Below are 22,857 nucleotides of genomic sequence, written 5' to 3' on the forward strand. Positions count from 1 at the left end.
CTCCCTGTTCAGGCACCGGCGTCGGAAACCTCCAGCCTACGGGGGTGGCGTTAGCGCGCCGCGAGTCCGCGCAGCACCAGCTTGCGCAGCTCGCCGTAGCCGAGCACCGCCGACGCCATGGCCGCAGCCAGGGCCCAGTGCGCCAGATCCAGTGACGTCGTGCCGAAAGCGGTTTGCAGGAAGGGCAATTGGACGACGAGGATCTGCAGCACGACGGCCAGGGCCACCGACGTCCACAGCCAGCGGTTGCTGAACAGGTGCCGGAATGCGCTGGTGGTCGCCGAACGGGAGTTGAACGCGTTGAACAGCTGGGCGAACACCAGCGTGGTGAATCCCGCGGTGCGCGCCACGTCCAATGAGTCCGATCCCTCCACCAGGCCGCCCGGCAGGCAGATGTCCATCGTCAGCAGCGTGGCGGCGCCCATGACCAGACCGACGGAGACGATGCCCCGCCACATCTGCGGGTCGATGAGACGGTCGGTCGAGCGCCGTGGCGGCCGGGCCATCACGTCGTCGATCTCGGGGTCCACCCCCATCGCGAGCGCGGGACCCGAGTCGGTGATCAAGTTGATCCACAGGATCTGGGTCACCAGCAACGGCACCACGATGGTCTCGTCCGCGCCGCCGGTGATTCCGATGTACCCGGCGAACAAGACGCCGAAGAAGACGGTGAAGACCTCGCCCATGTTCGACGACAGCAGGTAGCGCAGGAACTTCTTGATGTTGTCGAAGATGACCCGGCCCTGACGCACCGCGGCCACGATGGTGGCGAAGTTGTCGTCGGCGAGGATCATTTTCGCCGCCTGCTTCGTCACCGGTGTGCCCGTGATTCCCATCGCCACCCCGATGTCGGCGGACTTCAAGGCAGGGGCGTCGTTGACTCCGTCGCCGGTCATCGCCACGACCTCATGCCGGGCCTGCAGTGCGTCGACGATCTGCAGCTTGTTCTGCGGGGCGACCCGGGCGTAGACCGCGGTCGTGGCCGTCACGTCGCGCAGTTGCTCCGGGGACAGCGCGTCGATCTCGGCGCCGGTGATCGCGGTGGCGCCCGGCGCGGGGATGCCGAGATGCTCGGCGATGCGGGCCGCGGTGACGGGGTGGTCACCGGTGATCATCATGACGCGCACACCCGCCCGGCGGGCTTCGGCGACGGCCGCGGCCGCCTCCGAACGGGGCGGGTCGATGATCCCGACGACACCGACATAGACGAGGTCCCGCTCGTCGTCCTCGTCGAACCCGTCGAGGGTGTCCGCATCGTCGGCCCGGCGGTAGGCGACCCCGAGGGTGCGGTACGCCTGCGCGGACAGTTCGTCGACGTCGGCCACCGCGGCTGCGCGCCGGTCGGGGTCCAGCGGCACCACCTCCGCACCGACCTGCACAGCCACGCAGCGGCGCAGAAGCACGTCGGGTGCACCCTTGGCCACCACAGCGGTACCCGGCTGGAGGCCGGTGACCAACGCGGACATCATCTTTCGGTCCGAGGTGAACGGCACTTCGCCGCAGCGCCGGAACTGCTGCGCACGATCGACGACGCCGTCGAGCTTGTGGGCGGCCACCAGGAACGCCGCCTCGGTGGGGTCGCCCTGGATCTCCCACTCGCCTTCGCGGCAGGTCAGCTGCGCGTTGTTGGCCAGCGAGCCACCGGTGAGCACCATGCGCGCTTCGGACAGCACCGGATCGCAGAGCTCCTGGCCGCCGCTCAGCGCCCGGCCGTCGGGGCGGTAGCCCACGCCGGTCAGTTCCACCTCGCCCGAGGCGGTGCGGATGCGCTGAATCGTCATCTCGTTCCTGGTCAGCGTGCCGGTCTTGTCCGACGCGATCACGGTGGCCGAACCGAGCGTCTCCACCGAGGGCAGCGTTTTGACGATCGCGTTGCGCCGGGCCAGGCGCTGCACACCGAGGGCCAGCACCACCGACAGGATGGCGGGCAGCCCCTCCGGTACCGCGGCCACCGCGAGCGACACCCCCAGCAGCAGCACGGTCACCAGATCGGCGGATGTGGAGACGTCGTTGGTGACCGCGGTGACGATCATGACGACGGCCGCGATGACGATGACCGTGACGCCGAGCATCCTGCTGACGCCCGCGATCTCCTTCTGCAGCGGGCTCAGGTCCTCGGTGGTGGTTTCGAGCATCTCGGCGATCGCACCCACTTCGGTGCTCATGCCGGTCGCGGTGACGACCGCCCGGCCCACCCCCTGGGTCACCGTGGTCCCGCGGAACACCATGTTGCTGCGTTCGCCCAGCGGTACCGGGTGTGCCAGCGTGGCGGTGTTCTTGGTCACCGACTCGCTCTCACCGGTCAGGGACGCCTCGGACACGCGTAGCGCGGTCGCCGTCATGAGCCGGGCGTCGGCGCCGACGGCGTCGCCCTCGCTGAGCACGAGCACGTCACCGCGCACCAGCGCCCGCGAGGCCACCGTGCGCAGCTCACTGTCGCGCAACACCAGCGACGTCGCCTCCGTCATCGACTGCAGCGCCGCGACGGCGGTCTCGGCCTTGTCCTGTTCGACGTACCCGAGAACGCCGTTGACGACGATGATCGCGGTGATGACGATGGCGTCGATCGGTGCTCCGGCGGCGCCCTCGGCCAGCCAGGCCGCGACGGAGATCGCGACCGCGACCACGAGCAGGTAAACCAGCGGATCCTGAAACTGGGACAGGACCTTTCGCCACACCGGCACCGGCGGTTTCGCACGCAGTTCGTTTGGGCCGTCGCGGCGCAGACGGCGGCCGGCCTCGACCGTCGACAATCCCACCGCAGGATCGACCGCGACGCAGCGGGCGACCTCTGTGAGTTCCCGTAGCGACGGATCCAGGGAGATATCGGCGGATGCCCCCACCCGACCGATGATCCCTCATTCCGCCGCCCGCGGTCCGGGGTGCGCAAATCTCCGGGCACCGGCCGGGGACGATTGTGGCAGGGTGGCCGACATGAAGAAGCGGACCATCGCCGCGCTCGCGCCCGCCGCCGCTCTGGCCGGCCTGGCGGTGCAGGACCTGCTGCAGAAAGAGCAGACGCTGCGCCGCAACTTCCCCGTGATCGCCCGCGCGCGCTACCTGCTCGAATCGGTCGGTCCGGAGCTGCGGCAGTACATCATCACCAGCAACGACGCCGAACGCCCGTTCAGCCGGGACCAGCGGCGCTGGGTGTACACCTCGGCCAAGAAGGAGAACAACTACTTCTCGTTCGGAACCGACAACAACATCGAGAACGCGGCGTACCCGATCATCAAACAGGCGACGTTCGCCGATGTGGTGCCGGCCTCGCCGATCCACCTGCGCGACATCGAGGTGCCGGGCGCGAAGGTGCTCGGCGGTCCGCGCGGACGCAGGCACGCATTCCGCCCGGCCTCGGTGGTCAACGTGTCGGCCATGTCGTTCGGGTCGCTCAGCCCGCAGGCGATCGAGGCCATCAACCGGGGCGCCAAGATCGCCGGTTTTCTGCATAACGTCGGGGAAGGCGGTCTGTCCGATCACCACCGTCACGGTGGCGACCTGGTTTTCCAGATCGGCACCGGCTACTTCGGTTGCCGCGACGCGCACGGCAACTTCGACCTCGACCGCCTGGTCGAGGTCGTCGGCTCGGCGCCGGTGCGGGCCATCGAGATCAAGCTCAGCCAGGGTGCCAAACCGGGCCTGGGAGGCCATCTTCCCGGCGCGAAGGTGAATGCGGAGATCGCCGGGGTTCGGGGCGTGGAGCCGGGCAAGGACGTCGTGAGTCCGTCCCGGCACACCGCCTTTCGCAACGTCGACGAGATGCTCGATGTCGTCGAGGACATCGCGGCGGCCACCGGCCTGCCCGTCGGCATCAAGTCGGCGGTCGGCGAGATGGGCTTCTGGCACCAGCTGGCCGACCGGATGGCCGACGGCCAGCGCGGCGTGGACTTCATCGCGATCGACGGCGGCGAGGGTGGCACCGGCGCCGCCCCGCTGGTCTTCGCCGACCACGTGTCCTTCCCGTTCCGGGTCGGATTCACCTCGGTCTACAAGCTTTTCGCCGAACGGGGTCTGGCCGACACGGTCACCTGGATCGGGTCGGGCAAGCTCGGTCTGCCCGCCAACGCGATCGTCGCGTTCGCGATGGGCGTCGACCTGGTCAACGTCGCGCGCGAGGCGATGCTGGCGATCGGCTGCATCCAGGCGCAGAAGTGCCACACCGACCGCTGCCCGACCGGAGTGGCCACGCAGAACCACTGGCTGGCGCGTGGCCTCGACCCGCAGCAGAAGTCGCATCGTCTGGCCAACTACGTGTTGACCCTGCGCCGCGATCTGTTGAAGGTCTCCGAAGCCGCCGGCGTGCGCCACCCGGCGATGTTGCACCCGAACGCCGTCGAGATTCTCGACGGCGACCGCGGGCACCGGCCGCTCGCGGAGGTGTACGGCTACCGCGACGGCTGGGGCGTGCCCGGCCCGGACATCGTCACCGACATCGACACCTACATGCGGCGTTATGACGACCCGCCCGGAACCGATCGCGTCGTCGAGCACGAACCGCTGCGACTGGCCGGTGAGCCCAACCAGGCGATGGAATAGGGCACGTCGAATGTGCGAGGAGGGCGGCCTCTCGGGCTCTCCGCCACCATGAGCGCACGCTCGGCGCGGCGGATTTCGGAAGGGGGCTACTGTTCGGGACGGGACGCCGCCGGCGCGAAGCCCTGACCCCGAGAGGAGGCCCAACATGAGCGATTCGGACCTGCAGGACGCGGTCATCGCGGCCGGATCGGCCATCGAACAGGCCGTGGCCGTGTTCATGCTGCATCCGGAAACGTACGGCGGCAGCGTCGCTGCCGGCTTTGAGAATCCGCTCGCCGGCTACGTCGCGGGCCGGGGCGGGGTCCTCGGCGAGGCCAGCGGTACCACCGTCGCCGCGGTCTTCGCCGTGTTCGAACCGACCGGGCTCGCCGCGATGTGGGACGAAGGCGTCGCGGTGCGCGGCGCCGCCGGTGCGGCGCAGGTGTACTGGGAACAGACCGCGGAGTTCGGCCGCAAGTACCTCGGCGACGCCGACGGGGTGGATCGCCTTGCCGCACTGGGGGAGAAGGTCATCGCCGCGACGCCCATCGCGGGGCTGCCACTGTTCGCGGGCTGGCGCGAGATGGCGCTGGCCGACGATGCACCCGCGCGGGCGCTGCAGGTGATGTTCGTCCTGCGCGAGCTGCGCGCCGGGGTGCACTTCGGCGGACTGGCACTGGCCGGGATCGCCCCGATCGAAGCGCACATGCTCAACAAGGGCCCGCGATACGCGGCGATGTTCGGCTGGCCCGAACCCTATCCGGACGGCGCGGACAAGAGGGACCGCTACGACGAGGTGGAGCAGGCGACCAACCGGCGGATGACTGAGATCCTGACCGCCGCGCTGGAGCCTGCCGAGGTCACCGAACTGGCCCGGCTCAGCACCGCGGCGCTGACGTCGTTGAAGGCCAACGTCCCCGGCTGACCGACGATGTGCGCAGCAGAAGATCCGGCGGATGCCGGCGAGCAGGAGCCGGACTACCGGTTCACCCTGGCCAACGAGCGCACATTCCTGGCCTGGATCCGGACCGCGCTGGCGCTGATCGCCGGTGGCATCGCCGTCGTCCAGTTCGTGCCGTCCTTCGGGATCCCCGGCGTACGGCACGCGCTGAGCGTGGCGTTGACCGCCGGCGGCGGGCTGCTCGCGGCGCTGGCGGTCCGGCGCTGGTGGCACGTTCAGGCAGCGATGCGCCGTGACGAGGACCTACCCCCCACCCACGTTCCGGTGCTCCTCGGCGGCGCGATCTTCGTCGTCACGGTCGCGGTGCTCGTGGTGCTGATCATCTGGCCGCCTGCCGGCAACTGAGATGCCCCGGCGCGAACCGAGCAAACCCGGGCTGCCCGCGGAACGCACCCTGCTGTCGTGGGAGAGGAGCTCATTCGGCTTCCTGGTGGGCGGTGCGCTGGTGCTGCTGCGTGAACACGGGCCGCTGGGCCCGGGCCGGGCACTCCTGGCCACCATTGCAGCGCTGCTGGCCCTGCTGGTGCTCGCGCTGGGTTACCGACGGTCCCGCGCGATCAGGGCCAGTCCGGTCGTTGCCGGACGAGTCGTCACGTTGGCACCACGCGCGGAGGTGATGGCGATCGGCGGCGCGACGGTGTTGTTCGCCGCGGCGGTCGTCGGCGCGCTGCTGTACTCGGTGGACTGACCGATCGAGGCGGCCCCGGACCACCTAGGCCGAGTCGGCGGATTCCAGCGCCTCGATCGCGGCGCGCAGTTTGGCGGCCGCCTCGTCGGCAACCTCGCGCAGACCCGGTTGGTCGGAGACCTGAACCATGATCTGCGGGTCCATCGCGTCGACGATCACGGTGTCGCCGCCGGCCGATGCGTCGGCACGGACCGCGACGTTGCACGGCAGCAGCAGCCCGATCTGGCGATCGGCGTTGACCGCGCGATGGGCAAGCGGTGGATTGCAGGCGCCGAGGATCAGGTAATCCTCCATGTCCTCGCCGAGTTTCGCCTTCAGCGTGGCCTTCATGTCGATCTCGGTCAGCACGCCGAAACCCTGGTCCGACAGCGCCTTACGAGTGCGCTCCACCGCATCCTCGAACGAGGTGTGCAACGTCGTGGACAGTGCGTAACTCATAGGTCCCTCCGCTCCGGTTGGTGTCGGCCGGCCGCACCGGCCGGTCAGGCCAGCGCCAGGAACAGCTTCTCGAGCTCGGCTTCGGACATCGGCTGCTGTCCATCGGCGGCCTCTCCGGTCAGGCATTCCCGCAAACCGGTGGCGACAATCTTGAAACCGGCTTTGTCCAGTGCCCGCGACACCGCCGCCAACTGCGTGACCACGTCCTTGCAGTCGCGGCCCTGCTCGATCATCGAGATCACTCCGGCGAGCTGACCCTGCGCGCGGCGCAGTCTGTTGAGCACCGCAGCGATCGCGTCCTCGTCACCTACCATGGTGAGTCTCCTTTCCACGGACGAATACAGCAATGGTACCCGCGGGGGTATTCCTGTGGGGGTTCACGCCGCCGCGCCGCGCGGCGTCGCCTGGCGAGTGAGCCGCCGCAACGGGCATCGGGCGTATCGAGCACAGGCCACCGTCATGATCGCGGCGATCGCGGTCAGCGCGGCGGCCGCGACCCCGACGCTCAGATGGATCTCCTGGGCCAGGATGACCGAGGACATCGCGAGGACGAACCAGCCGAAGGCCTTCCGCAGGCTGTCGGGGTTGACCAGCGCGGTCAGCCGCGCGCCGAGCAGAGCGCCCACCACCGCGGCGGCGGTCACCGCGAGGGCGACCGTCCAGTTGATCTGGACGCTGGACAGGTAGCCGCCCAGACCGGCGAAGGACTTCATCGCGATCACGATCAGCGAGGTGCCCACCGCGACCGGCATCGGCAGCCCGCCGAGCAGGGCCAGGGCAGGCACCACCAGGAACCCGCCACCGGCGCCGACCAGGCCGGTCACCAGCCCGACCACGAGACCCTCGGCGAGGATCTTCGGGACCGGCAGCCGATGGTCGCCGTCGGCGGTCTCGACGGTCTTGCGGCCGCGCAGCATCGCCACCGCGGTGGCGATCATCATCACCGCGAAGCCGATCAACAGCACGGTGCCCGGGATGAAGCGGGCCAGCAGCCCGCCCGCGTAGGCACCGGCCATGCCGGCACCACCGAAGATCAGCCCGGTGCGCCACTGCACTCGGCCGGCCCGGGCGTGCGAGATGGCCCCGATCGCGCTGGTGACACCGACGACCAGCAGCGAGGTGGCGATGGCCTGCTTGGCGTCCATTCCGGCCACGTAGGCCAGCAGCGGAACGGTCAGGATGGATCCGCCGCCGCCGAGCAACCCGAGGGCGACGCCGACGAAGACGGCCAGACCGATGGCGAGCGCAATCATGGTCGGTCAGCTCACTTCGCGGTCGCGGGGTTGGCGTCCACGAGCTGGGACACGATGCTCTGAGCGTCGCAGGCGGCGCCGCGGTTGTAGGGCAGCTTGGCCAGCAGCATGCCCATCGCGCACGTGTTGGACAGCGCCGCGAAGGTCAGGCCGCCACCGACGACGCCGGCCACCCACTTCAGTTTGGGGGCGGCGATGCTGCCCAGGATGCTGGTCAGCACGATCGAGCCGGCGACCAGGCGGACCTGGCGTTCGAGGTCCCACCGCGCGGCGCCGCGGTTGACCGCGAAGCCCTTGGCCTCCCAGGCGGTGATGCCGCCGTCGAGGATGTGCACGTTGGTCAGCCCGGCGGTGCGCAACGTCTCCTCGGCCTGGGCGGCGCGCTGGCCGGACCGGCAGACCAGGACGACGTCCTCGTCGAGGTGCTTGATGATCTCGTCGCGGTGTTCACGCAACAGATCCAGCGGCACGTTGTAGGCGCCGGCGATGTGGGCGGTCTCGAACTCGCCGGGGGTCCGGACATCGAGCACGCGCGGCGGAGTGGCCGACCCGAGCATCTGGCTGAGGTCGTGCGAGTCGATGGTGGCAGGTGCGGTCATCGTTTTCGATCCTTTCCGGAAGGGTGACCCCCCATGGTCGTATACCGCTGGGGGTATGCTGAGGGCCATCGTACACATACCCCCAGGGGTAAATGCAAGAAGGAATTTTTATACCCCCTAGGGTACTTGACATACCCACAGGGGTATCGGCAGTCTGATGGTCAGAAGGCCGCACCCGAGCACTGAAGGAAAGGAACGCTGCCATGAAGTTCATCCAGTACTACCTGGACTGCCTGTCCCACGCGTCGTATCTGATCGCCGACGAAACCACCGGCCGGGCCGTGGTCGTCGACCCCCAGCGCGACGTGGCGGAGTACCTGTCGGATGCCGAGAAGTTCGGCTACCGCATCGAGCTCGTCATCGAGACGCACTTCCACGCCGACTTCCTGTCGGGCCACTTGGAGCTCGCCAAGGCGACCGGCGCCAAGATCGTGTACTCGTCGGTCGCCGAGACCGAGTTCGAGTCGATGGGCGTGGCCGACGGCGAGCGCTACTCGCTGGGCGACGTGACGCTCGAGTTCCGGCACACCCCTGGCCACACCCCGGAATCGCTGAGCATCGTGGTCTACGAGCACGCCGGCGATGAGGTGCCCTACGGCGTGCTGACCGGGGACGCGCTGTTCATCGGTGATGTGGGCCGCCCCGACCTGCTGGCTTCGATCGGGTTCACCCGTGAGGAACTGGCAGAGAAGCTCTACGACTCGCTGCACAACAAGCTGATGACCCTGCCGGATGCCACCCGGGTCTACCCGGCCCACGGCGCAGGCTCAGCGTGCGGGAAGAACCTGTCCACCGAGCGGTGGTCGACGATCGGGGAGCAGAAGGAGACGAACTACGCGCTGCGCGCCCCCGACAAGGACACGTTCATGGCGCTGGTCACCGAAGGTCAGCCGCCCGCGCCGAGCTACTTCGTCTACGACGCAGTGCTCAACCGCAAGGACCGCGAGCTGCTCGACGAGACCAAAATGCCGACCGCGATGACCTACGAGCAGGTGCGTGACGCGATGAAGGCCGGCGCGATGCTGGTCGACGGACGAGGACCGGAGGAGTTCGCGCTGGGTCACCTGCGCGGCGCGGTCAACATCGGGCTGGAGGGCCGGTACGCCGAGTTCGCCGGATCCGTGGTGCCCAGCGACGTCGACATCGTGCTGTTCACCGAGCCCGGCCAGGAATTGGAGGCCAAGACCCGGTTGGCGCGCATCGGTTTCGACCGGGTGATCGGCTATCTGGACCGCCCGTTCGAGGTGATGTTCAACCACCAGGACGACGTTCAGACGGCGTCCCGGCTGACCGCCAAGGCGTTCGACCAGCGCGCAGCCGAGCTGACCGACCTGCAGATCGTCGATGTCCGCAATCCCGGCGAGGTTGCCGCGGGGACCATCCCCAACGCGGTCACCATCCCGGTGGGCCAGTTGCCCGGCCGGCTGGACGAACTGGATCCGGCCCGCCCGACCGTCGTCTACTGCGCCGGCGGCTACCGGTCATCGGTGGCCGCAAGCCTGTTGCGACAGAACGGCTTCAGCGACGTCAGCGACATTCTGGGCGGATACGGCGCCTGGGATGAAGCTCGGCAGAACGCCTGAGCGGCAGGAGAGATCATGGCTACCGCGAAACATCAGATCGTGATCGTCGGCGGTGGTACCGCCGGCATCTCGGTGGCGGCCCGCCTGCTGCGGCGCGGCTACTCCGACGTGGCCGTCATCGAACCGTCCGAGACGCACTACTACCAACCGCTGTGGACGCTGGTCGGCGGCGGACAGGCTGAAGCGTCGACGACGGCGCGGCCGGAAGCCTCGGTGATGCCCAGGAATGCGACCTGGATCAGAAACGCGGTGGCCGCGGTCGACCCGGACAACAACACGGTCACCTGCGCCGACGGGACAGACTACGAGTACGACGTGCTCGTGGTCTGTCCCGGGATCCAGCTGGACTGGGACCGCACCGAAGGTCTGGCCGATGCGCTCGGCAAGGACGGTGTGTCGTCGAACTACCGGTTCGACCTGGCGCCCCGGACCTGGGACTTCATCCGTGATCTCCGTTCGGGGACAGCGGTGTTCGCGATGCCGTCCGGTCCGATCAAATGTGCCGGAGCGCCTCAGAAGATCGCCTACCTGGCCAGTGACTACTGGCGGAAGCAGGGCGTTCTGAAGGACATCGACGTACATCTGGTGGTGCCCACACCGCGACTGTTCGGCATCCCGGCGATCGCCGACAGCCTCGATGCGGTCGCTGCGGACTACGGCATCACCGTGCACACGAACGCCGAAGTGACCGCTGTCGACGCGGCGGCGCACAAGGTGACCGTGACCGCGGAGGGCGGCTCGAACATCGCGCTGCCCTACGACGTGTTGCACGCCGTACCACGTCAATCGGCGCCGGACTGGATCAAGGCCAGCCCCGTCTCGACCGGTGCGGCAGGCGGATACGTCGAGATCGACAAGCACACCATGCAGCATGTGCGCTACCCCAACGTGTTCAGCCTCGGCGACGCCGGGTCGTCCCCCAACTCGAAAACCGGTGCGGCGATCCGTAAGCAGGCTCCGGTGGTGGTCGACAACATCGAGGCCCTACTGACCCGTCGGCCGCTGACCGCGTCGTACAACGGCTATGGGTCATGCCCGATCGTGACGTCCTCGCATGCGATGTTGCTCGCGGAGTTCGACTACGACCTGAACCTGACACCGTCGTTTCCGTTGCTCGACCCGACCAAGCCGCACCGCGGCTACTGGTACCTCAAGAAGTACGGGCTGCCGTACATGTATTGGAACCTGATGTTGAAAGGACTGGCTTGATCATGGCCACCAGGAACCTGACCTACGACGACTTCGAATCCACGATCACCGACAACTCGGTTGTCCTGGTCGACTTCTGGGCGTCGTGGTGCGGACCCTGCCGCGCGTTCGCCCCGATCTTCGAGCGCTCGTCGCAGGCCCACCCCGACGTCGTGCACGCCAAGGTGGACACCGAGCGTGAGCGCGACCTGGCGGCCACGCTGGAGATCAGCTCGATCCCCACGGTGATGGCCTTCCGGGACGGCGTGCTGGTTCACCGCCAGCCCGGTGCGATGCATCCGGCTGCGCTGGAGGACCTGATCGGCCGGGTCAGAGCACTGGACATGGATGACGTCCGGGCCAAGATCGCCGCCCGCAAGGCCGGCTGAGCCGATCTCACGCGGCGGCCTTGTCGTAGGGGACCGGGCCCGGCGCTTCGGCGGTGCCCGGCGTCACGGTCCCCCCGATCGGGCAGCGTGAGGTCTCGGGCAGCTTGAGCAACGCCAGCGCCCCGATGACGCAGGCACCCATCATGTAGTACGCCGGGAACAGCATGTCGCCCGTGGAGTTGGTGAGCCAGTCGTTGACCGCCGGCGCGGTCCCGCCGAAGATCGACGTCGACACGTTGTAGGCGATCGCGAACCCGGCGTAGCGCACCTGCGTGGGGAACATCGCCGGGAAGGTCGCCGAGATGGTCGCCAGCTGCGGCACATAGAGCAGTCCGAGCACGGCGAACCCGATCACCGCGCCGGCGATGTTGGTGCCCATCAGCATGAACATCGGCACGCCGGCGACGAACAGGCCGATCAACGAGAACCACCACAACGGTTTTCGTCCGACCCGGTCGCTGAGCAGACCGGCGAACGGGACGAACACCATCATCGCCAGCATGCCGATCACCGGAACCATCAGAGACTGGTCGGAGGTCAACCCGATCTGGGTCTCCAGGTAGGTCGGCATGTAGCTCAGCAAGGTGTAGTTCACGACGTTGAGGGCGACCACCAGGCCGCCGAGCCGCACGATCGGGCGCCAATACTGGGTGATCAGGTCGCGGAACTCCGTCGAGACCTCCTTTTCGGTGCCACCCTCCTTCTCGAGCTCGCGGAACACCGGGGTGTCCTCCAGGCGTGACCGCAGGTAGAGGCCGACGATGCCGAGTGGGGCGGCCACCAAGAACGGCAATCGCCAACCCCACGAGCCCATCTGCTCGTCACTGAGGGCCAGCGAGCAGCCCAGCATCAGCAGTGCACCGGCCGAGAACCCGCCGAGGGTGCCGAATTCGAGGAAACTGCCGAAGAACCCGCGCCGGCGATTCGGGGAGTACTCGGCCATGAAGGTTGCGGCACCGCCGTACTCGCCGCCCGTCGAGAAACCCTGCACCATCCGGAGGAACACCAGCAGGAACGGGGCCCACATGCCGATCATGTCGTACGTGGGGATCAATGCCACGCAGAACGTGGCGCCTGCCATCAGCACGATGGTGATCGCCAGAATCTGCTTACGGCCCAGGCGGTCACCGAGCGGGCCCCAGACGAAGCCGCCGAGCGGACGAACCAGAAAGGAGACCGCGAAGGTCATCAATGCCAACAGCGTGGCCTCGCCGGCATCGCCGGGGAAGATAGCGGCGGAGATGTAGGTGACCCCGTAGGCATAGATGCCGTAGTCGAACCACTCGGTCGCGTTGCCGATCGCCGACGCCCCGACTGCGCGTCTCACGACGCCGGGCGGCGGCTCGTTCTCAGTGTCGGAACTGGCGGGGTCTCCGGATTGCACGGGGTCCTCCTCGATCGATCGATGTCGTGCTCGGAAGAGGTGTGTACCCATCCACGGATTTCACAGACGGCACTCGCGCCGCCGCGACCACGGCGGCGGAGAAGAACGGGCTTGCCTGTGCCGCGCCGTGTACACCCCGGCCGGGCGACGCCGCCCGCGCCGGAGTGGGCTGACCATCACCGGGCGCACACACCGTCGCTGACGTTACCGCTCGTCGGCGTCGTTCGCGCTCTCTGCCGAGGACTCCGCGGCCTCGTCGTCGTGCATGTCCACCGATTCGGGCTCCATCGCGATGCTCCACGACCGCTGATAGGGCGGACGCGCCGTGTCGCGGTCGGCGGCCGGCCGCAACGCGACCACCCGTCCGACAGCCCGGCGAACCCCGGGCGGACCTTCCACCCGCAGGAATTCGCTGATGCGCCCGGCCCGGTAGCGCAGCGGCGACCCGAGCAACTCACCCATCACCACACCCGCTCCGATGGCGAGCGCGGTGGCCGCGGCCGCCAGTGCCTGGCCCATGCCGGCGCCGATGTCGCGTTCGACCGCGAAGTAGAACACCGCCCGGAAGACCGCCAGACCCGGCAGCATCGGGGTGATGCCGGCGGTCGCGGTGACCAGCGCGGGCGCCTGTCGCCGGATTGAGATCAGCGTGGCCAGGATGCCGACGCCGACTGCGGCCGTGCCGGTGGCGACGATCTGCCCGAGGCCCGCCGTGCCGAGGCCGATCAGCATCGCCTCGGCGATGCCCGCCACGATGCCCGCGGTGACGGCCGCGCGCGGCCGGGCGTAGCTGGCCACGGTCAGGCACCCGCCGGCCAGTGCGGCGCCGCCCACGGCCATCGCGATCTGCAGCGGTTGCGACGGCAGCACGAAGTACTCGGTGACGTTGACCTGGAGCTGGATCTCGATGCCGGCGAGCGCGGCCACCTGCAGTCCGGCGAGGATGCCGACCACGATCCCCAAGGTCAGGAACAGCACGTCCCCCAACCGGGCCACCGCGGTGACCATGTACCCCGTCAGGGCGTCCTGCACCGAGCCGACGAGCGTCATCCCGGCCAGCAACATCACGATGCCGGTGGCCACCAGGGCCGACGGACCGACGCCCGCGAACAGATAGGCACCGACGGCGACCAGAGTCGCGATCGCCGCGCCGGCGGCCTGTTGGAAGAACGTCGGTGTGCCAAGACGATTGAGCCACCGCAGCGTCCGGTCGATCAGTACCGACGTGATCGCCGCCAGGATCCAGGTCAGCCAGGACCCGCCCAGCAGCATCGCGATACCGAGTGCGAAACCGGCCCACCCCGCGGTCGCCACCCACCGCGGGTAGGGGTGCGGTTGCTCGCTCAACTCGTCCATCGCGTCGTGGGCCTCGTCGACGGACACGCCACCCGACGTGATGCGCTGCACCAGCTCGTCGAGGTGGGCAAGGCGCGTGTAATCCGTCGAGCGGGCCTGTACGGCCCGCACGATGGTGATCGGCGGGCTGTCGGTCGTCGGCGGGGCGGAGACGAAGATGGTGGTGACGAAGACGTCGACGACGCAGTCGGTGAGTCGGTAGGCCCGCGCGACATCCTGTGCGGTGGCGACGACGTCGGCGGTGCCCGACCCCGACGACAGCATCACCTCGGCCAGCCGGATGGTCAGGTCGAGGACTTTGCGGGTGTGCTGATCACTGGCACCGTGAGCCACGCGGCGGCGCTGTCCGGCTCCTGACGCAGGATCGCGGCGACCCCGCAGCGCGAAGTTCACCGCACGCCGGCGTCGTGGCCTCCCGTCGGACCGATCGGCAGTCATAACCGCACACGATACTGAGCCGAACCGAACGGCGGGTGGCGCGGGCGCGTCGAGTTCTCTTCTGCGTGAAACCCGTTGCGTTTCAGGGCATCCGGTCTGGCTGCCGTGGGTGCCTCACCGAAATCCACCTTTTGCACACCCCTACTCGCACTTCCGCTGCAAAACGTGGATGTCGGTGGGCCGTCACACGACTGTTGACAACATACAACCAATCGGTTGTATATTGGGCCGGTGACCGTGATCGACGAGGACCGGGCCGACGCTCTGTTCCACGCACTCGCCGACCGCACGCGACGCGACATCATGCGCCGCGTGCTGGCCGGCGAGCACTCGGTCACCGCGCTGGCGGGGAAGTACGACGTGAGCTTCGCCGCCGTGCAGAAACACGTCGCCGTGCTCGAGAAAGCCGGTCTGCTGACCAAGCGGCGCAGTGGCCGCGAGCAACTGGCCAGTGGCGACGTGACCGCGGTGCGCTCCGTGGCGGCCATGCTCACCGAACTCGAACAGGTGTGGCGTGGGCGTGTGGCGCGCATCGACGAACTCATCTCAGCAGAACAGGACGAGGAGAACCGACCATGCCCGTGACCGACGTTTCCCACGATCTCGACACCTTGACCCTGACCATCACCGCCGAGTTCGCCGCGCCGGTGCAGCGCATCTGGCAGATCTACGCCGACCCGCGCCAGCTCGAAAAGATCTGGGGGCCACCGACACACCCGGCCACCGTGGTGGACCACGACCTGACTCCGGGTGGGCGGGTGACGTACTACATGACCGGTCCGGACGGTGAGAAGTACGGCGGTTACTGGGAGGTCACCGCAGTCGATGAGCCGACGAGTTTCTCGTTCGTCGACGGGTTCGCCGACGCTGATCTCAACCCGGATCCGAGCCTGCCGGCCGCCCGGAGTGTGTTCACTTTCGCCGCCCACGACGGTGGCACGCGCGCGACCTACGTGAGCACCTACGCATCCGCGGAGGCCTTGCAGAAGGTGCTGGAGATGGGTGTCGTCGAGGGCGCCAGCACGGCGATCAATCAGATCGACGACCTGATCGTTTCCTGATCCGGGTGCGGCGTCCCGGCGTCACTGCTGCCGGGGCGCGGCGGCAGGCGCACGGGATGAACTGCGCCGCAACAGGATCACGATGACCGCCACGGTCAGGGCCGACGCGCCGGACAGCGCGGCGATCAGGACCGACGTGGTTTCGCTGAGCCGTACGGCGATACCGACCAGCGCCCAGACCAGCACCAGCCCGAAGGCGATATCGCTGTGGCGCAACACCATCAGCAGACCCAGCGCAGCGGCCACGATGACCATGATGGTGCCCCAGGCCGGTTCGGACAGCCCGAAGCCGTCCCAGCCCGCGTCGTCGAGTGTGACGGTCGCGTTGGCGATCGTGGCCACCGAGATCCAGCCCAGATAGACCCGGAACGGAATGTGCACCGACCACAATTCCACCGCTGATGCGGCCGGTCGTGCGTCGCACCGGAGGTAAATGAAGATCAGCGAGCCCAGCAGGACCAGCATCAGGAGCATGCTCACCGGAAAGGCGTTGTGATGCCATGCGAACAGCCATGCGCAGTTGGCGAGGGCCGTCAGCAGGTACCACGGGGCCGCGGCCCGCGCCGCCCCGCTGTCCCGGCGGCCTCTGATCGCCGACACGACCAGGTAGCCGCTGTAAGCGATCAGCCCGAGGTAGATCACGCTCCAGATCGAGAACACGTACCCGGCGGGGACGAAGAAGACCTCGATGCGCCGGGTCACATCACCGGTGGTCTGCCCGTTGATCGGTAGGCTGTTGGCCAGGTAGTTGACCACCAGGGTGGCCGCTGTGGCCACCGCGACGGCCACCGCCAGCAGCACCGACGGCCGCGAACCGGGCGCGCCCTGTCCGGTGGGAGTTGCCATGTGCGTTCCTCCTGTCGACGGCCAACGGATGCGTGCCTTCCGTGGATGCCCGCTGAGTCGATCTTGAACCCCGGGCCGGGCGCGTCGCAGGGTTTCGGACCGCGCGGCATCCCGTCATCGCCGGCGGCTAACCCCAGGCGCTGGGATCCCCGTGCTCCGGCGGGGACATCCGGGGCTTGAGACGCACCGACGGCAGCGGCGGTGCGGGCAGGCGCTGCACCCGGCCCCGGTAACCGTCGACCGTTCCGAAGAGGCCCGATTGCGCTTCCCATGCCGCCCGGAAGTGCGCGATCTCGTCGTGGGTGCGACCGATGAAGTTCCACCACATCACCACGGGCTCGGTGAACGGAACACCCCCGAGCAGCATCACCCGGGCCGGCCGCGATTCGGGATTGGTCAAGGCCAGCCGGTCGGGTCCGGGAGCGCGGTAGCCGAGATCGCCGCGGGCCAGGGTCGTGCCGTCGAGCGTCACCGGCCCGGTGTCGACCAGCACGCCGTGTTCGAAGTGCGCGTCCACGTCGAGAGTGAGCTGCGAGCCCGGCGCGAGAACCAGTTCTGCGCCGACGAGCGGACTGTGCGCGGTGACCGGCGAACGGTGACCGGCGAGCGTGCCGAGCAGCACCCGGGCCGTCGCGGCGCCCAGCGGGACCGGCGGCGGAACCGCGTGCTCGAATCGGCGGGGACCGTGGCGGGCCTGCTCGGGCAGCACCACCCACAACTGCACCCCGTGCAGCGTGGTGGTCGTCGGGGTGGACACCTCCGAGTGCGCCACTCCGGAGCCGCCCGTCATCAGGTTGAGCTCGCCGGGCCGCACCAGCGCGTGCGCCCCGGTGCTGTCACGGTGCTCGATCTCGCCGTCGAACAGCCAGCTCACCGTCTGCAGACCCGTGTGCGGATGCGGCGGCACGTCCATGCCGCCGGTGCGTGCCACGTCGTCGGGACCGTAATGGTCGACGAAACACCACGCGCCGATCAGGGAGCGGGCCCGCTGGGGCAACGTGCGCCGGACCGTCATCGCCCGCGGCCCACCGAGCGGCACCGCCCGGCTGGTGACCACCTGGACTCCCGCCATGGCTTCCATCGTCGTACCACCGTCAACCCGCACTGTCGGCCCCGGATTGGCCGCCCCCCGGCACGCGGCGCTACATTCCCTGGGGTGATGACCTCTGCCGCCCACACGGTCGCCCGCTGGATCGCCCCCGTCCTGACCGTCGCGGCCGTCGCGGCCACCGGTGCGGTGACCGCGCCGCTGCCCGCCCCGGCCCCGCAGATCCGCCTGACCAGCGAGGCGAACCCGCTGTTGGGCCAGCCGTTCTACGTGAACCCCCAGTCCAAGGGCATGCGCGCGCTGGCCGGCGCCCCCGACCCACTGCTGGAGGCGGTCGTCAACACCCCCACGGCGTACTGGATGGATCACATCTCCACCCCGGCGGTGGACGCGAAGTACATCCAGACCGCGCAGGCCGCCGGCACCATTCCGGTGCTGGCGCTCTACGGCATCCCGAACCGGGACTGCGGCAGCTATGCCGCCGGTGGCTTCGGATCGGCCGGCTCCTACCGGGCGTGGATCGATGGCGTCGCCGCCGCCATCGGCCCGGGCCGCGCCGCGGTCATCCTGGAGCCGGACGCGCTGGCCATGATCGACTGTCTGTCACCCGGCCAGCAGGAGGAACGCCTCGACCTGATCGGCTACGCCGTCGACACCCTGACCCGCAACCCGGGTACGGCGGTGTATGTCGACGCCGGGCACTCTCGCTGGGTGGCCGCCGATGTGATGGCCGACCGGCTGAACCGGGTCGGCGTCGCCAAAGCGCGCGGCTTCAGCCTCAACACCGCGAACTTCTTCACCACCGCGGAGTCGACCGGCTACGGCGACGCCATCTCGAACATGACCGGCGGGAAGCCCTTCGTGATCGACACCTCGCGCAACGGCGCGGGACCGGTCGAGGGCGACCCGCTGTACTGGTGCAACCCCAGCGGCCGGGCCCTCGGTGCACGGCCCACCACCGACACGGGCAACCCCCGCATCGACGCGTTCCTGTGGGTCAAGCGCCCCGGCGAATCCGACGGCGCCTGCCGCGGCTACCCGAGCGCCGGCACCTTCATGAGCCAGAACGCCATCGATCTGGCCCGCAACGCCGGCTGGTAACCCGCCTACGCTGGCGGGGTGTTGTTCTTCCTCTTCGGTTACGGGGCCAAGCAGAAGCACCTGGGGCCCGGGGAGGTTCGCACCTGTCCGCGCTGCCACAACACCACCCAGTGGTCGCGGGTCCGGGAGTTCAAACAGTTCACGCTGTTCTTCATCCCGGTGGCGCGCTGGAACCGGCGCCGGTTCGAGGTCTGCGGCATCTGCGGCACTGCGGTCGCGTCCTGACCTCACACCGCGCCGACGGCGGCCTGCACCGCGGCCTGCACGCCGTGCCCGGCACACACCATCGGCTCGACCGAGCGCAGCGTGCGACACAGCACGAAGGCTCCTTCGAGCGCGGTGAGCGTGATGGTGGCCAGCCGCCGGCACTCGGCGTCGGTGAGGCCGAGCGGAGCGAACCACGTGGCCAGCCCGGACAGCCAGCTGTCGAACACCTCCGCGGCCTCCACGCGTAGCTTCTCGTTGGTGCTGGCCACCTCCAGGGCGATGGTCTCGATCGAACAGGCTTCGCTGTAGTCCTGAGCTTGGAGGTTCCTGCCGGCGTTCTCGAACAGATGCGGAATGCCGGTGAGCGGATGGATATCGGCGAGTTGCGCGCCGACGAACTCGCCGTAGCGGATGCCCTCGCGCCGAATGACCTCGACGGTGATGGCTTCCTTGCCGCCGGGGAAGTGGTGATAGATCGAGCCGAACGGCGCCTGCGCCGCCTGCGAGATCTGCTTGAGCCCGGTGGCAGGCATGCCCTGTCGCCGATAAAGCTCCGCGGTCGCGTCCAGGATCCGGTCGCGGGTGGAAGGTTCTGGCATGGCATCTCCTCCTTGCGCACCGTGCGACGACATCGTATCGTCACGTTCAGTAGAACGATCTATCTAGGAGTGTGGCCATGCTTTCGGTCGAGCTTCCCTGCGGTCCGATCGCCTACGACGACACGGGCGGCGACGGGCCGGTTCTCGTCTTCGGGCACGGCCTGCTCATGGACGGCCGGCAGTGGCGCAAGGTCATCCCGCTGCTGACGGGTTACCGGTGCATCACCCCGACTCTGCCGATGGGCGCCCACCGCACACCGATGAACGCCGACGCCGATCTGACCCAGACCGGCATGGCGAACATCGTCGCCGACTTCCTCGATGCCCTCGACCTGCAGGACGTGACCCTGGTGCTCAATGACTGGGGCGGCGGGCAATTCGTGATCACCGAAGGCCGTGACAAGCGCGTCGCGCGTCTGGTGCTCGCGTCGTGCGAGGCCTTCGACAACTTCCCGCCGAAGCCGGCCCGTCCGGCAATGGCACTGTGCCGCCTGCCCGGTGGCGGATGGGTCCTCAGCCGGATGCTCGGCACCCGGTTCTTCCGACACAGTCGACAGGCCTACGGCGGCCTGGCCAAGTCCGGCCTGCCCGACGCGCTGTTCGACGAGTGGTTCCGGCCTGCTGTCGACAGCGCCCAGATCCGCCGCGACCTGGTGAAGTTCGGCACCGGGTCCCCGTCGCGCCGCCGGTTGCTCGAGATGTCACGCGGATTGTCCGCGTTCGACCGTCCGGTGCTGGTCCTGTGGGCGCGGGAGGACCGAATGATGCCCGTCGAGCACGCCGACCGCCTGGCCGCGCTGTTCCCGGACGCCCGGACCGTGCTCGTCGACGACTCCTGGACACTGATCCCCGAGGATCAACCGGAGGCGATGGCGCGGGCCCTGCGCGAATTCGTCGGTTGAGCCGGGCTCGTCAGCCGACGCGCATCCGGTCGCCCTCGCGGACGGTACCGCCGGTGACGACCTCGGCGTAGAGGCCGGCGCAGGGCAGGACGCCGAACTCCCCTGCTTCCACGCGGTTGTGCTCCTGCGGATACCGCACCGAATGCGGCGACCGCGGCAACGTGCCGTGTTCGAGCGTCGGCACCGAGCACCGCGGGGTGGGCAATGTGCCCCGCAACACCACCTCACCGAGACGCAGCGTGGCGCCGACCCAGTCGTTCTCCACGAACGGTGGTGTGCCGTCGCGGGTTTCGATGACGAGGTTGGGCCGGTAGCGCACCGACTCATCGAGGTCGAAGCCGATCGCGTCCAGGGTCGACGTCGCGACCAGATGCACCGGCGAATGGTCGACGAACGCGCCACCGGGCGCACCCTGCGCCAGTTCGAGAAGCACGATCTCGGTTTCGGCGTCGAGACCGCGGGCGAGGACGTCCTCGGGATCCGGCCGTTCGAGCACCGCTCCGGCCGAGCGCTCGTCGGCCACATGCACGCTGCGCCCGACCAGCTCCGAGAGCGCTGCCCCGGCGTCGCTGACCGGCATCGTGGCGCCGTCGGGCAGTGTCACGACCACGCCGTCATCAGCGGTGGCGGCGGTGCACTCCAGCAACCGGCGCCACAGTCGCGGGTTCTTGGCCGTGACCACCCGCCCCGATTCGTCGTCGATCAAGGCGTACCGGCGGTCGCCGATCACCCCCGTTGCGCCGACGTCGAGCGACGTGCACCGCTCACCCAGCATCGACTTCACCGGATACCGGCGCAGCACCGCCACCCGGCCCGTCTCCTCGCCGTTCGTCATACCCGTCCCGTCACGTGATCGTCAGAGCCACCTCCGGTTACCCGGTCGGGGACCGGGGTAACGCCTAGAGATGTCTCACGCCGACCGCCATTTCGACGTTCTCATCCTGGGCGGCGGCAACGCCGGCATCAGCACCGCGGCCCGGCTGATCCGCAAAGGTGTCGGCGATGTCGCGGTCGTCGAACCCCAGCATGTGCACACCTACCGGCCGCTGTTGTCCTATGTCGGTGGCGGGCAAGCCGAGTTGCGCACCGCCGAGCGCACGCAGCGCTCGGTGACACCGCCCGAGTGCACGTGGATCCAGGATCGCGCCACGGGCGTGGACGCCGGCACGGCGACGGTGCGGTGTGCGTCCGGACGGCGCTACCGCTACACCGACCTGGTCATCGGCACCGGGCTGGTACCCGACGTCGACGTCCTGCCCGGCATCGACACCGTCGTCGATGCCCCGGCGGTGACGAGCAACTATCTCGATCGGGCCGACAAGACCTGGCGGCTCGTCACGGCGTTACGGCCCGGTGGCCGTGCGGTGTTCACGGTTCCGCGACCACCGGTCAGCTGCACCGGCACGACGATCAAGCCGCTGCTGCTGGCCGCTGATCACTGGCGTCGTACCGGACGGCTCGCCGGACTGGACCTCACCCTGGTGGTGGACCGACCGCATCTGCTCGGGGTGCCCGACCTCGACAGCAGGCTGTCCGACGCGCTGCAGCGCGCCGGGGTGCGGGTGCTGTCGGAAACCCGTGTCGAGGCCGTCGACCCCGACCGGCAGACGATCACCGTCGCAGGCGCGACAGCAGAGACACTCGACTTCGACCTGCTGCACCTCGTGCCGCCGTTCCGGGGCCCGGCGTGGCTGCAGGAGTCGGGGCTGACGGGTTCGGCGCCGCACGGCCTCGTCGACATCGACGCGACCACCCTGCGGCATCGCACCCACCCCAACATCTGGGCGGCCGGCGACGGCGCCGCGGTCGACACCGACCCCTCCGGGGGTGCGCTGCGCCGCCAGGTCGCCACGCTGGCCGACAACCTGCTGGCCGCCCGCCACGGGCAGACACTGACCGGATACGACGGCTACACCGTCGCTCCGGTCACCACCGACGGGCATCATCTGATCGCCGGGGAGTTCGACCGCGCCGGGGCGCCGGCGTCGTCGCTGCCGTCATTCCTCGACGCCACCAAGCCCCGGCGCTCCGCATGGGTCTTCGATCGCTACGTCCTACCGCAGCTGTACTGGCACCAGATCCTCAAGGGCCGGCTCTGACCGGCCGCCGTGCGCGATCAGCTTTCGGAAGGCTTCTCCACCGCATCGTCGGGCAGCGGCAGACCCTCCGCGCCAGGGGTGGCCGGGGCCAACTCGTCCTCGTCCTTGATGGCGTACTCGGGCGTTACATTGTCGTTCGAAGCTGTCATGGTCGGTCCCGTACCCGCACGCGGCCGACGGTAACCACGCCTCAGCTGCCCCG

At 68.9% G+C, this 22,857-nt stretch carries 25 protein-coding genes; 13 read left to right on the forward strand and 12 right to left on the reverse strand.

The features are described 5' to 3' along the window. Nucleotides 1-50: 50 nt before the first annotated feature. Complete coding sequence (locus tag G6N31_RS21770; protein WP_098003664.1) at nucleotides 51-2,843, reverse strand: cation-translocating P-type ATPase; 2,793 nt, start codon at nucleotides 2,841-2,843, stop codon at nucleotides 51-53. A gap of 91 nt (nucleotides 2,844-2,934) precedes the next feature. Between G6N31_RS21770 and G6N31_RS21775 the strand changes: the two genes are divergently transcribed. The 4 genes from G6N31_RS21775 to G6N31_RS21790 all read left to right on the forward strand — a co-directional run bounded on the left by G6N31_RS21775 (nucleotide 2,935) and on the right by G6N31_RS21790 (nucleotide 6,164). Then, nucleotides 2,935-4,536, forward strand: a complete 1,602-nt coding sequence (locus G6N31_RS21775; protein WP_098003748.1) for an FMN-binding glutamate synthase family protein — start codon at nucleotides 2,935-2,937, stop codon at nucleotides 4,534-4,536. A gap of 145 nt (nucleotides 4,537-4,681) precedes the next feature. Continuing rightward, complete coding sequence (locus tag G6N31_RS21780) at nucleotides 4,682-5,440, forward strand: SCO6745 family protein (RefSeq protein WP_098003663.1); 759 nt, start codon at nucleotides 4,682-4,684, stop codon at nucleotides 5,438-5,440. Between the two features lie 6 nt (nucleotides 5,441-5,446). Next, on the forward strand, nucleotides 5,447-5,821 hold the full coding sequence (locus G6N31_RS21785) for a YidH family protein (protein WP_098003662.1): 375 nt from the start codon (nucleotides 5,447-5,449) through the stop codon (nucleotides 5,819-5,821). A 1-nt stretch (nucleotide 5,822) separates the two neighbouring features. Continuing rightward, a complete protein-coding gene (locus tag G6N31_RS21790) occupies nucleotides 5,823-6,164 on the forward strand; it encodes a DUF202 domain-containing protein (protein WP_098003661.1) in 342 nt (113 codons plus the stop codon). 24 nt (nucleotides 6,165-6,188) lie between these two features. Here G6N31_RS21790 and G6N31_RS21795 read toward each other — a convergent pair whose 3' ends face one another. The 4 genes from G6N31_RS21795 to G6N31_RS21810 form a co-directional block, all read right to left on the reverse strand. Next, complete coding sequence (locus tag G6N31_RS21795) at nucleotides 6,189-6,602, reverse strand: DUF302 domain-containing protein (RefSeq protein WP_098003660.1); 414 nt, start codon at nucleotides 6,600-6,602, stop codon at nucleotides 6,189-6,191. Nucleotides 6,603-6,646: 44 nt separating this feature from the next. Then, nucleotides 6,647-6,916, reverse strand: a complete 270-nt coding sequence (locus G6N31_RS21800; RefSeq protein WP_013473194.1) for a metal-sensitive transcriptional regulator — start codon at nucleotides 6,914-6,916, stop codon at nucleotides 6,647-6,649. A gap of 63 nt (nucleotides 6,917-6,979) precedes the next feature. Continuing rightward, nucleotides 6,980-7,855, reverse strand: a complete 876-nt coding sequence (locus G6N31_RS21805) for a sulfite exporter TauE/SafE family protein (protein ID WP_098003659.1) — start codon at nucleotides 7,853-7,855, stop codon at nucleotides 6,980-6,982. Between the two features lie 11 nt (nucleotides 7,856-7,866). After that, a complete protein-coding gene (locus G6N31_RS21810) occupies nucleotides 7,867-8,454 on the reverse strand; it encodes a rhodanese-like domain-containing protein (RefSeq protein WP_098003658.1) in 588 nt (195 codons plus the stop codon). Between the two features lie 203 nt (nucleotides 8,455-8,657). On the opposite strand from G6N31_RS21810, the gene G6N31_RS21815 reads away from it, so the two are divergent. From G6N31_RS21815 to trxA, 3 genes are read left to right on the forward strand one after another with little or no spacing between them, the layout of a single operon-like run. Then, nucleotides 8,658-10,037: an MBL fold metallo-hydrolase gene (locus G6N31_RS21815; RefSeq protein WP_098003657.1), complete on the forward strand. Its 1,380-nt coding sequence runs from the start codon at nucleotides 8,658-8,660 to the stop codon at nucleotides 10,035-10,037. Between the two features lie 15 nt (nucleotides 10,038-10,052). Next, on the forward strand, nucleotides 10,053-11,246 hold the full coding sequence (locus tag G6N31_RS21820) for an NAD(P)/FAD-dependent oxidoreductase (protein WP_098003656.1): 1,194 nt from the start codon (nucleotides 10,053-10,055) through the stop codon (nucleotides 11,244-11,246). A gap of 2 nt (nucleotides 11,247-11,248) precedes the next feature. Next, nucleotides 11,249-11,614, forward strand: coding sequence for a thioredoxin (gene trxA / locus G6N31_RS21825; RefSeq protein WP_098003655.1), 366 nt, complete (start codon nucleotides 11,249-11,251; stop codon nucleotides 11,612-11,614). A gap of 7 nt (nucleotides 11,615-11,621) precedes the next feature. Here trxA and G6N31_RS21830 read toward each other — a convergent pair whose 3' ends face one another. Further along, complete coding sequence (locus tag G6N31_RS21830) at nucleotides 11,622-12,998, reverse strand: MFS transporter (protein ID WP_234815301.1); 1,377 nt, start codon at nucleotides 12,996-12,998, stop codon at nucleotides 11,622-11,624. A gap of 204 nt (nucleotides 12,999-13,202) precedes the next feature. Further along, nucleotides 13,203-14,792, reverse strand: coding sequence for a threonine/serine exporter family protein (locus G6N31_RS21835; protein WP_098003653.1), 1,590 nt, complete (start codon nucleotides 14,790-14,792; stop codon nucleotides 13,203-13,205). Between the two features lie 231 nt (nucleotides 14,793-15,023). Here G6N31_RS21835 and G6N31_RS21840 point away from each other — a divergent pair, with 231 nt between their 5' ends. Next, complete coding sequence (locus tag G6N31_RS21840) at nucleotides 15,024-15,377, forward strand: ArsR/SmtB family transcription factor (protein WP_098003652.1); 354 nt, start codon at nucleotides 15,024-15,026, stop codon at nucleotides 15,375-15,377. Continuing rightward, nucleotides 15,368-15,853 carry an SRPBCC family protein gene (locus tag G6N31_RS21845; RefSeq protein WP_098003651.1) on the forward strand — a complete coding sequence of 162 codons (486 nt, stop codon included), beginning with the start codon at nucleotides 15,368-15,370 and terminating at the stop codon, nucleotides 15,851-15,853. Before G6N31_RS21840 ends, G6N31_RS21845 begins: the two co-directional genes overlap by 10 nt. A gap of 21 nt (nucleotides 15,854-15,874) precedes the next feature. Here G6N31_RS21845 and G6N31_RS21850 read toward each other — a convergent pair whose 3' ends face one another. Both G6N31_RS21850 and G6N31_RS21855 read right to left on the reverse strand, forming a co-directional pair. Beyond that, on the reverse strand, nucleotides 15,875-16,699 hold the full coding sequence (locus G6N31_RS21850) for a TspO-related membrane protein (protein WP_098003650.1): 825 nt from the start codon (nucleotides 16,697-16,699) through the stop codon (nucleotides 15,875-15,877). 127 nt (nucleotides 16,700-16,826) lie between these two features. Then, nucleotides 16,827-17,780 (reverse strand): pirin family protein, encoded by a 954-nt coding sequence (locus G6N31_RS21855; RefSeq protein ID WP_098003649.1) that lies wholly within the window; start codon nucleotides 17,778-17,780, stop codon nucleotides 16,827-16,829. Between the two features lie 78 nt (nucleotides 17,781-17,858). On the opposite strand from G6N31_RS21855, the gene G6N31_RS21860 reads away from it, so the two are divergent. Next, nucleotides 17,859-18,848, forward strand: coding sequence for a glycoside hydrolase family 6 protein (locus tag G6N31_RS21860; RefSeq protein WP_098003747.1), 990 nt, complete (start codon nucleotides 17,859-17,861; stop codon nucleotides 18,846-18,848). A gap of 21 nt (nucleotides 18,849-18,869) precedes the next feature. Then, nucleotides 18,870-19,073, forward strand: a complete 204-nt coding sequence (locus G6N31_RS21865) for a zinc-ribbon domain-containing protein (RefSeq protein ID WP_163722486.1) — start codon at nucleotides 18,870-18,872, stop codon at nucleotides 19,071-19,073. Between the two features lie 2 nt (nucleotides 19,074-19,075). Here G6N31_RS21865 and G6N31_RS21870 read toward each other — a convergent pair whose 3' ends face one another. Further along, on the reverse strand, nucleotides 19,076-19,654 hold the full coding sequence (locus G6N31_RS21870) for a TetR/AcrR family transcriptional regulator (RefSeq protein ID WP_098003647.1): 579 nt from the start codon (nucleotides 19,652-19,654) through the stop codon (nucleotides 19,076-19,078). Nucleotides 19,655-19,731: 77 nt separating this feature from the next. Between G6N31_RS21870 and G6N31_RS21875 the strand changes: the two genes are divergently transcribed. Beyond that, entirely contained in the window at nucleotides 19,732-20,556 is an 825-nt protein-coding gene (locus tag G6N31_RS21875) for an alpha/beta fold hydrolase (protein ID WP_098003746.1), read from the forward strand. A gap of 10 nt (nucleotides 20,557-20,566) precedes the next feature. On the opposite strand, the gene G6N31_RS21880 is transcribed toward G6N31_RS21875, so the two are convergent. Beyond that, entirely contained in the window at nucleotides 20,567-21,391 is an 825-nt protein-coding gene (locus G6N31_RS21880) for an MOSC domain-containing protein (protein WP_098003646.1), read from the reverse strand. A 70-nt stretch (nucleotides 21,392-21,461) separates the two neighbouring features. On the opposite strand from G6N31_RS21880, the gene G6N31_RS21885 reads away from it, so the two are divergent. After that, nucleotides 21,462-22,655 (forward strand): NAD(P)/FAD-dependent oxidoreductase, encoded by a 1,194-nt coding sequence (locus tag G6N31_RS21885; RefSeq protein WP_098003645.1) that lies wholly within the window; start codon nucleotides 21,462-21,464, stop codon nucleotides 22,653-22,655. A 17-nt stretch (nucleotides 22,656-22,672) separates the two neighbouring features. Here the strand turns inward: G6N31_RS21885 and G6N31_RS27685 are convergent, their stop codons facing one another. Then, a complete protein-coding gene (locus G6N31_RS27685; RefSeq protein WP_264033333.1) occupies nucleotides 22,673-22,804 on the reverse strand; it encodes a hypothetical protein in 132 nt (43 codons plus the stop codon). Nucleotides 22,805-22,857 lie beyond the last annotated feature (53 nt).

The organism is Mycolicibacterium duvalii, assembly GCF_010726645.1.
Taxonomy (GTDB): Bacteria; Actinomycetota; Actinomycetes; order Mycobacteriales; family Mycobacteriaceae; genus Mycobacterium; species Mycobacterium duvalii.

Coding starts and splice junctions, on each gene's coding strand:
- G6N31_RS21880 (WP_098003646.1), bottom strand. CDS start 21,391: ATGACGAACGGCGAGGAGACGGGCCGGGTGGCGGTGCTGCGCCGGTAT.
- G6N31_RS21855 (WP_098003649.1), bottom strand. CDS start 17,780: ATGGAAGCCATGGCGGGAGTCCAGGTGGTCACCAGCCGGGCGGTGCCG.
- G6N31_RS21870 (WP_098003647.1), bottom strand. CDS start 19,654: ATGCCAGAACCTTCCACCCGCGACCGGATCCTGGACGCGACCGCGGAG.
- G6N31_RS21790 (WP_098003661.1), top strand. CDS start 5,823: ATGCCCCGGCGCGAACCGAGCAAACCCGGGCTGCCCGCGGAACGCACC.
- G6N31_RS21775 (WP_098003748.1), top strand. CDS start 2,935: ATGAAGAAGCGGACCATCGCCGCGCTCGCGCCCGCCGCCGCTCTGGCC.
- G6N31_RS21820 (WP_098003656.1), top strand. CDS start 10,053: ATGGCTACCGCGAAACATCAGATCGTGATCGTCGGCGGTGGTACCGCC.
- G6N31_RS21800 (WP_013473194.1), bottom strand. CDS start 6,916: ATGGTAGGTGACGAGGACGCGATCGCTGCGGTGCTCAACAGACTGCGC.
- trxA (WP_098003655.1), top strand. CDS start 11,249: ATGGCCACCAGGAACCTGACCTACGACGACTTCGAATCCACGATCACC.
- G6N31_RS21795 (WP_098003660.1), bottom strand. CDS start 6,602: ATGAGTTACGCACTGTCCACGACGTTGCACACCTCGTTCGAGGATGCG.
- G6N31_RS21845 (WP_098003651.1), top strand. CDS start 15,368: ATGCCCGTGACCGACGTTTCCCACGATCTCGACACCTTGACCCTGACC.
- G6N31_RS21860 (WP_098003747.1), top strand. CDS start 17,859: ATGACCTCTGCCGCCCACACGGTCGCCCGCTGGATCGCCCCCGTCCTG.
- G6N31_RS21850 (WP_098003650.1), bottom strand. CDS start 16,699: ATGGCAACTCCCACCGGACAGGGCGCGCCCGGTTCGCGGCCGTCGGTG.
- G6N31_RS21810 (WP_098003658.1), bottom strand. CDS start 8,454: ATGACCGCACCTGCCACCATCGACTCGCACGACCTCAGCCAGATGCTC.
- G6N31_RS21780 (WP_098003663.1), top strand. CDS start 4,682: ATGAGCGATTCGGACCTGCAGGACGCGGTCATCGCGGCCGGATCGGCC.
- G6N31_RS21815 (WP_098003657.1), top strand. CDS start 8,658: ATGAAGTTCATCCAGTACTACCTGGACTGCCTGTCCCACGCGTCGTAT.
- G6N31_RS27685 (WP_264033333.1), bottom strand. CDS start 22,804: ATGACAGCTTCGAACGACAATGTAACGCCCGAGTACGCCATCAAGGAC.
- G6N31_RS21835 (WP_098003653.1), bottom strand. CDS start 14,792: ATGACTGCCGATCGGTCCGACGGGAGGCCACGACGCCGGCGTGCGGTG.
- G6N31_RS21785 (WP_098003662.1), top strand. CDS start 5,447: ATGTGCGCAGCAGAAGATCCGGCGGATGCCGGCGAGCAGGAGCCGGAC.
- G6N31_RS21875 (WP_098003746.1), top strand. CDS start 19,732: ATGCTTTCGGTCGAGCTTCCCTGCGGTCCGATCGCCTACGACGACACG.
- G6N31_RS21805 (WP_098003659.1), bottom strand. CDS start 7,855: ATGATTGCGCTCGCCATCGGTCTGGCCGTCTTCGTCGGCGTCGCCCTC.
- G6N31_RS21885 (WP_098003645.1), top strand. CDS start 21,462: ATGTCTCACGCCGACCGCCATTTCGACGTTCTCATCCTGGGCGGCGGC.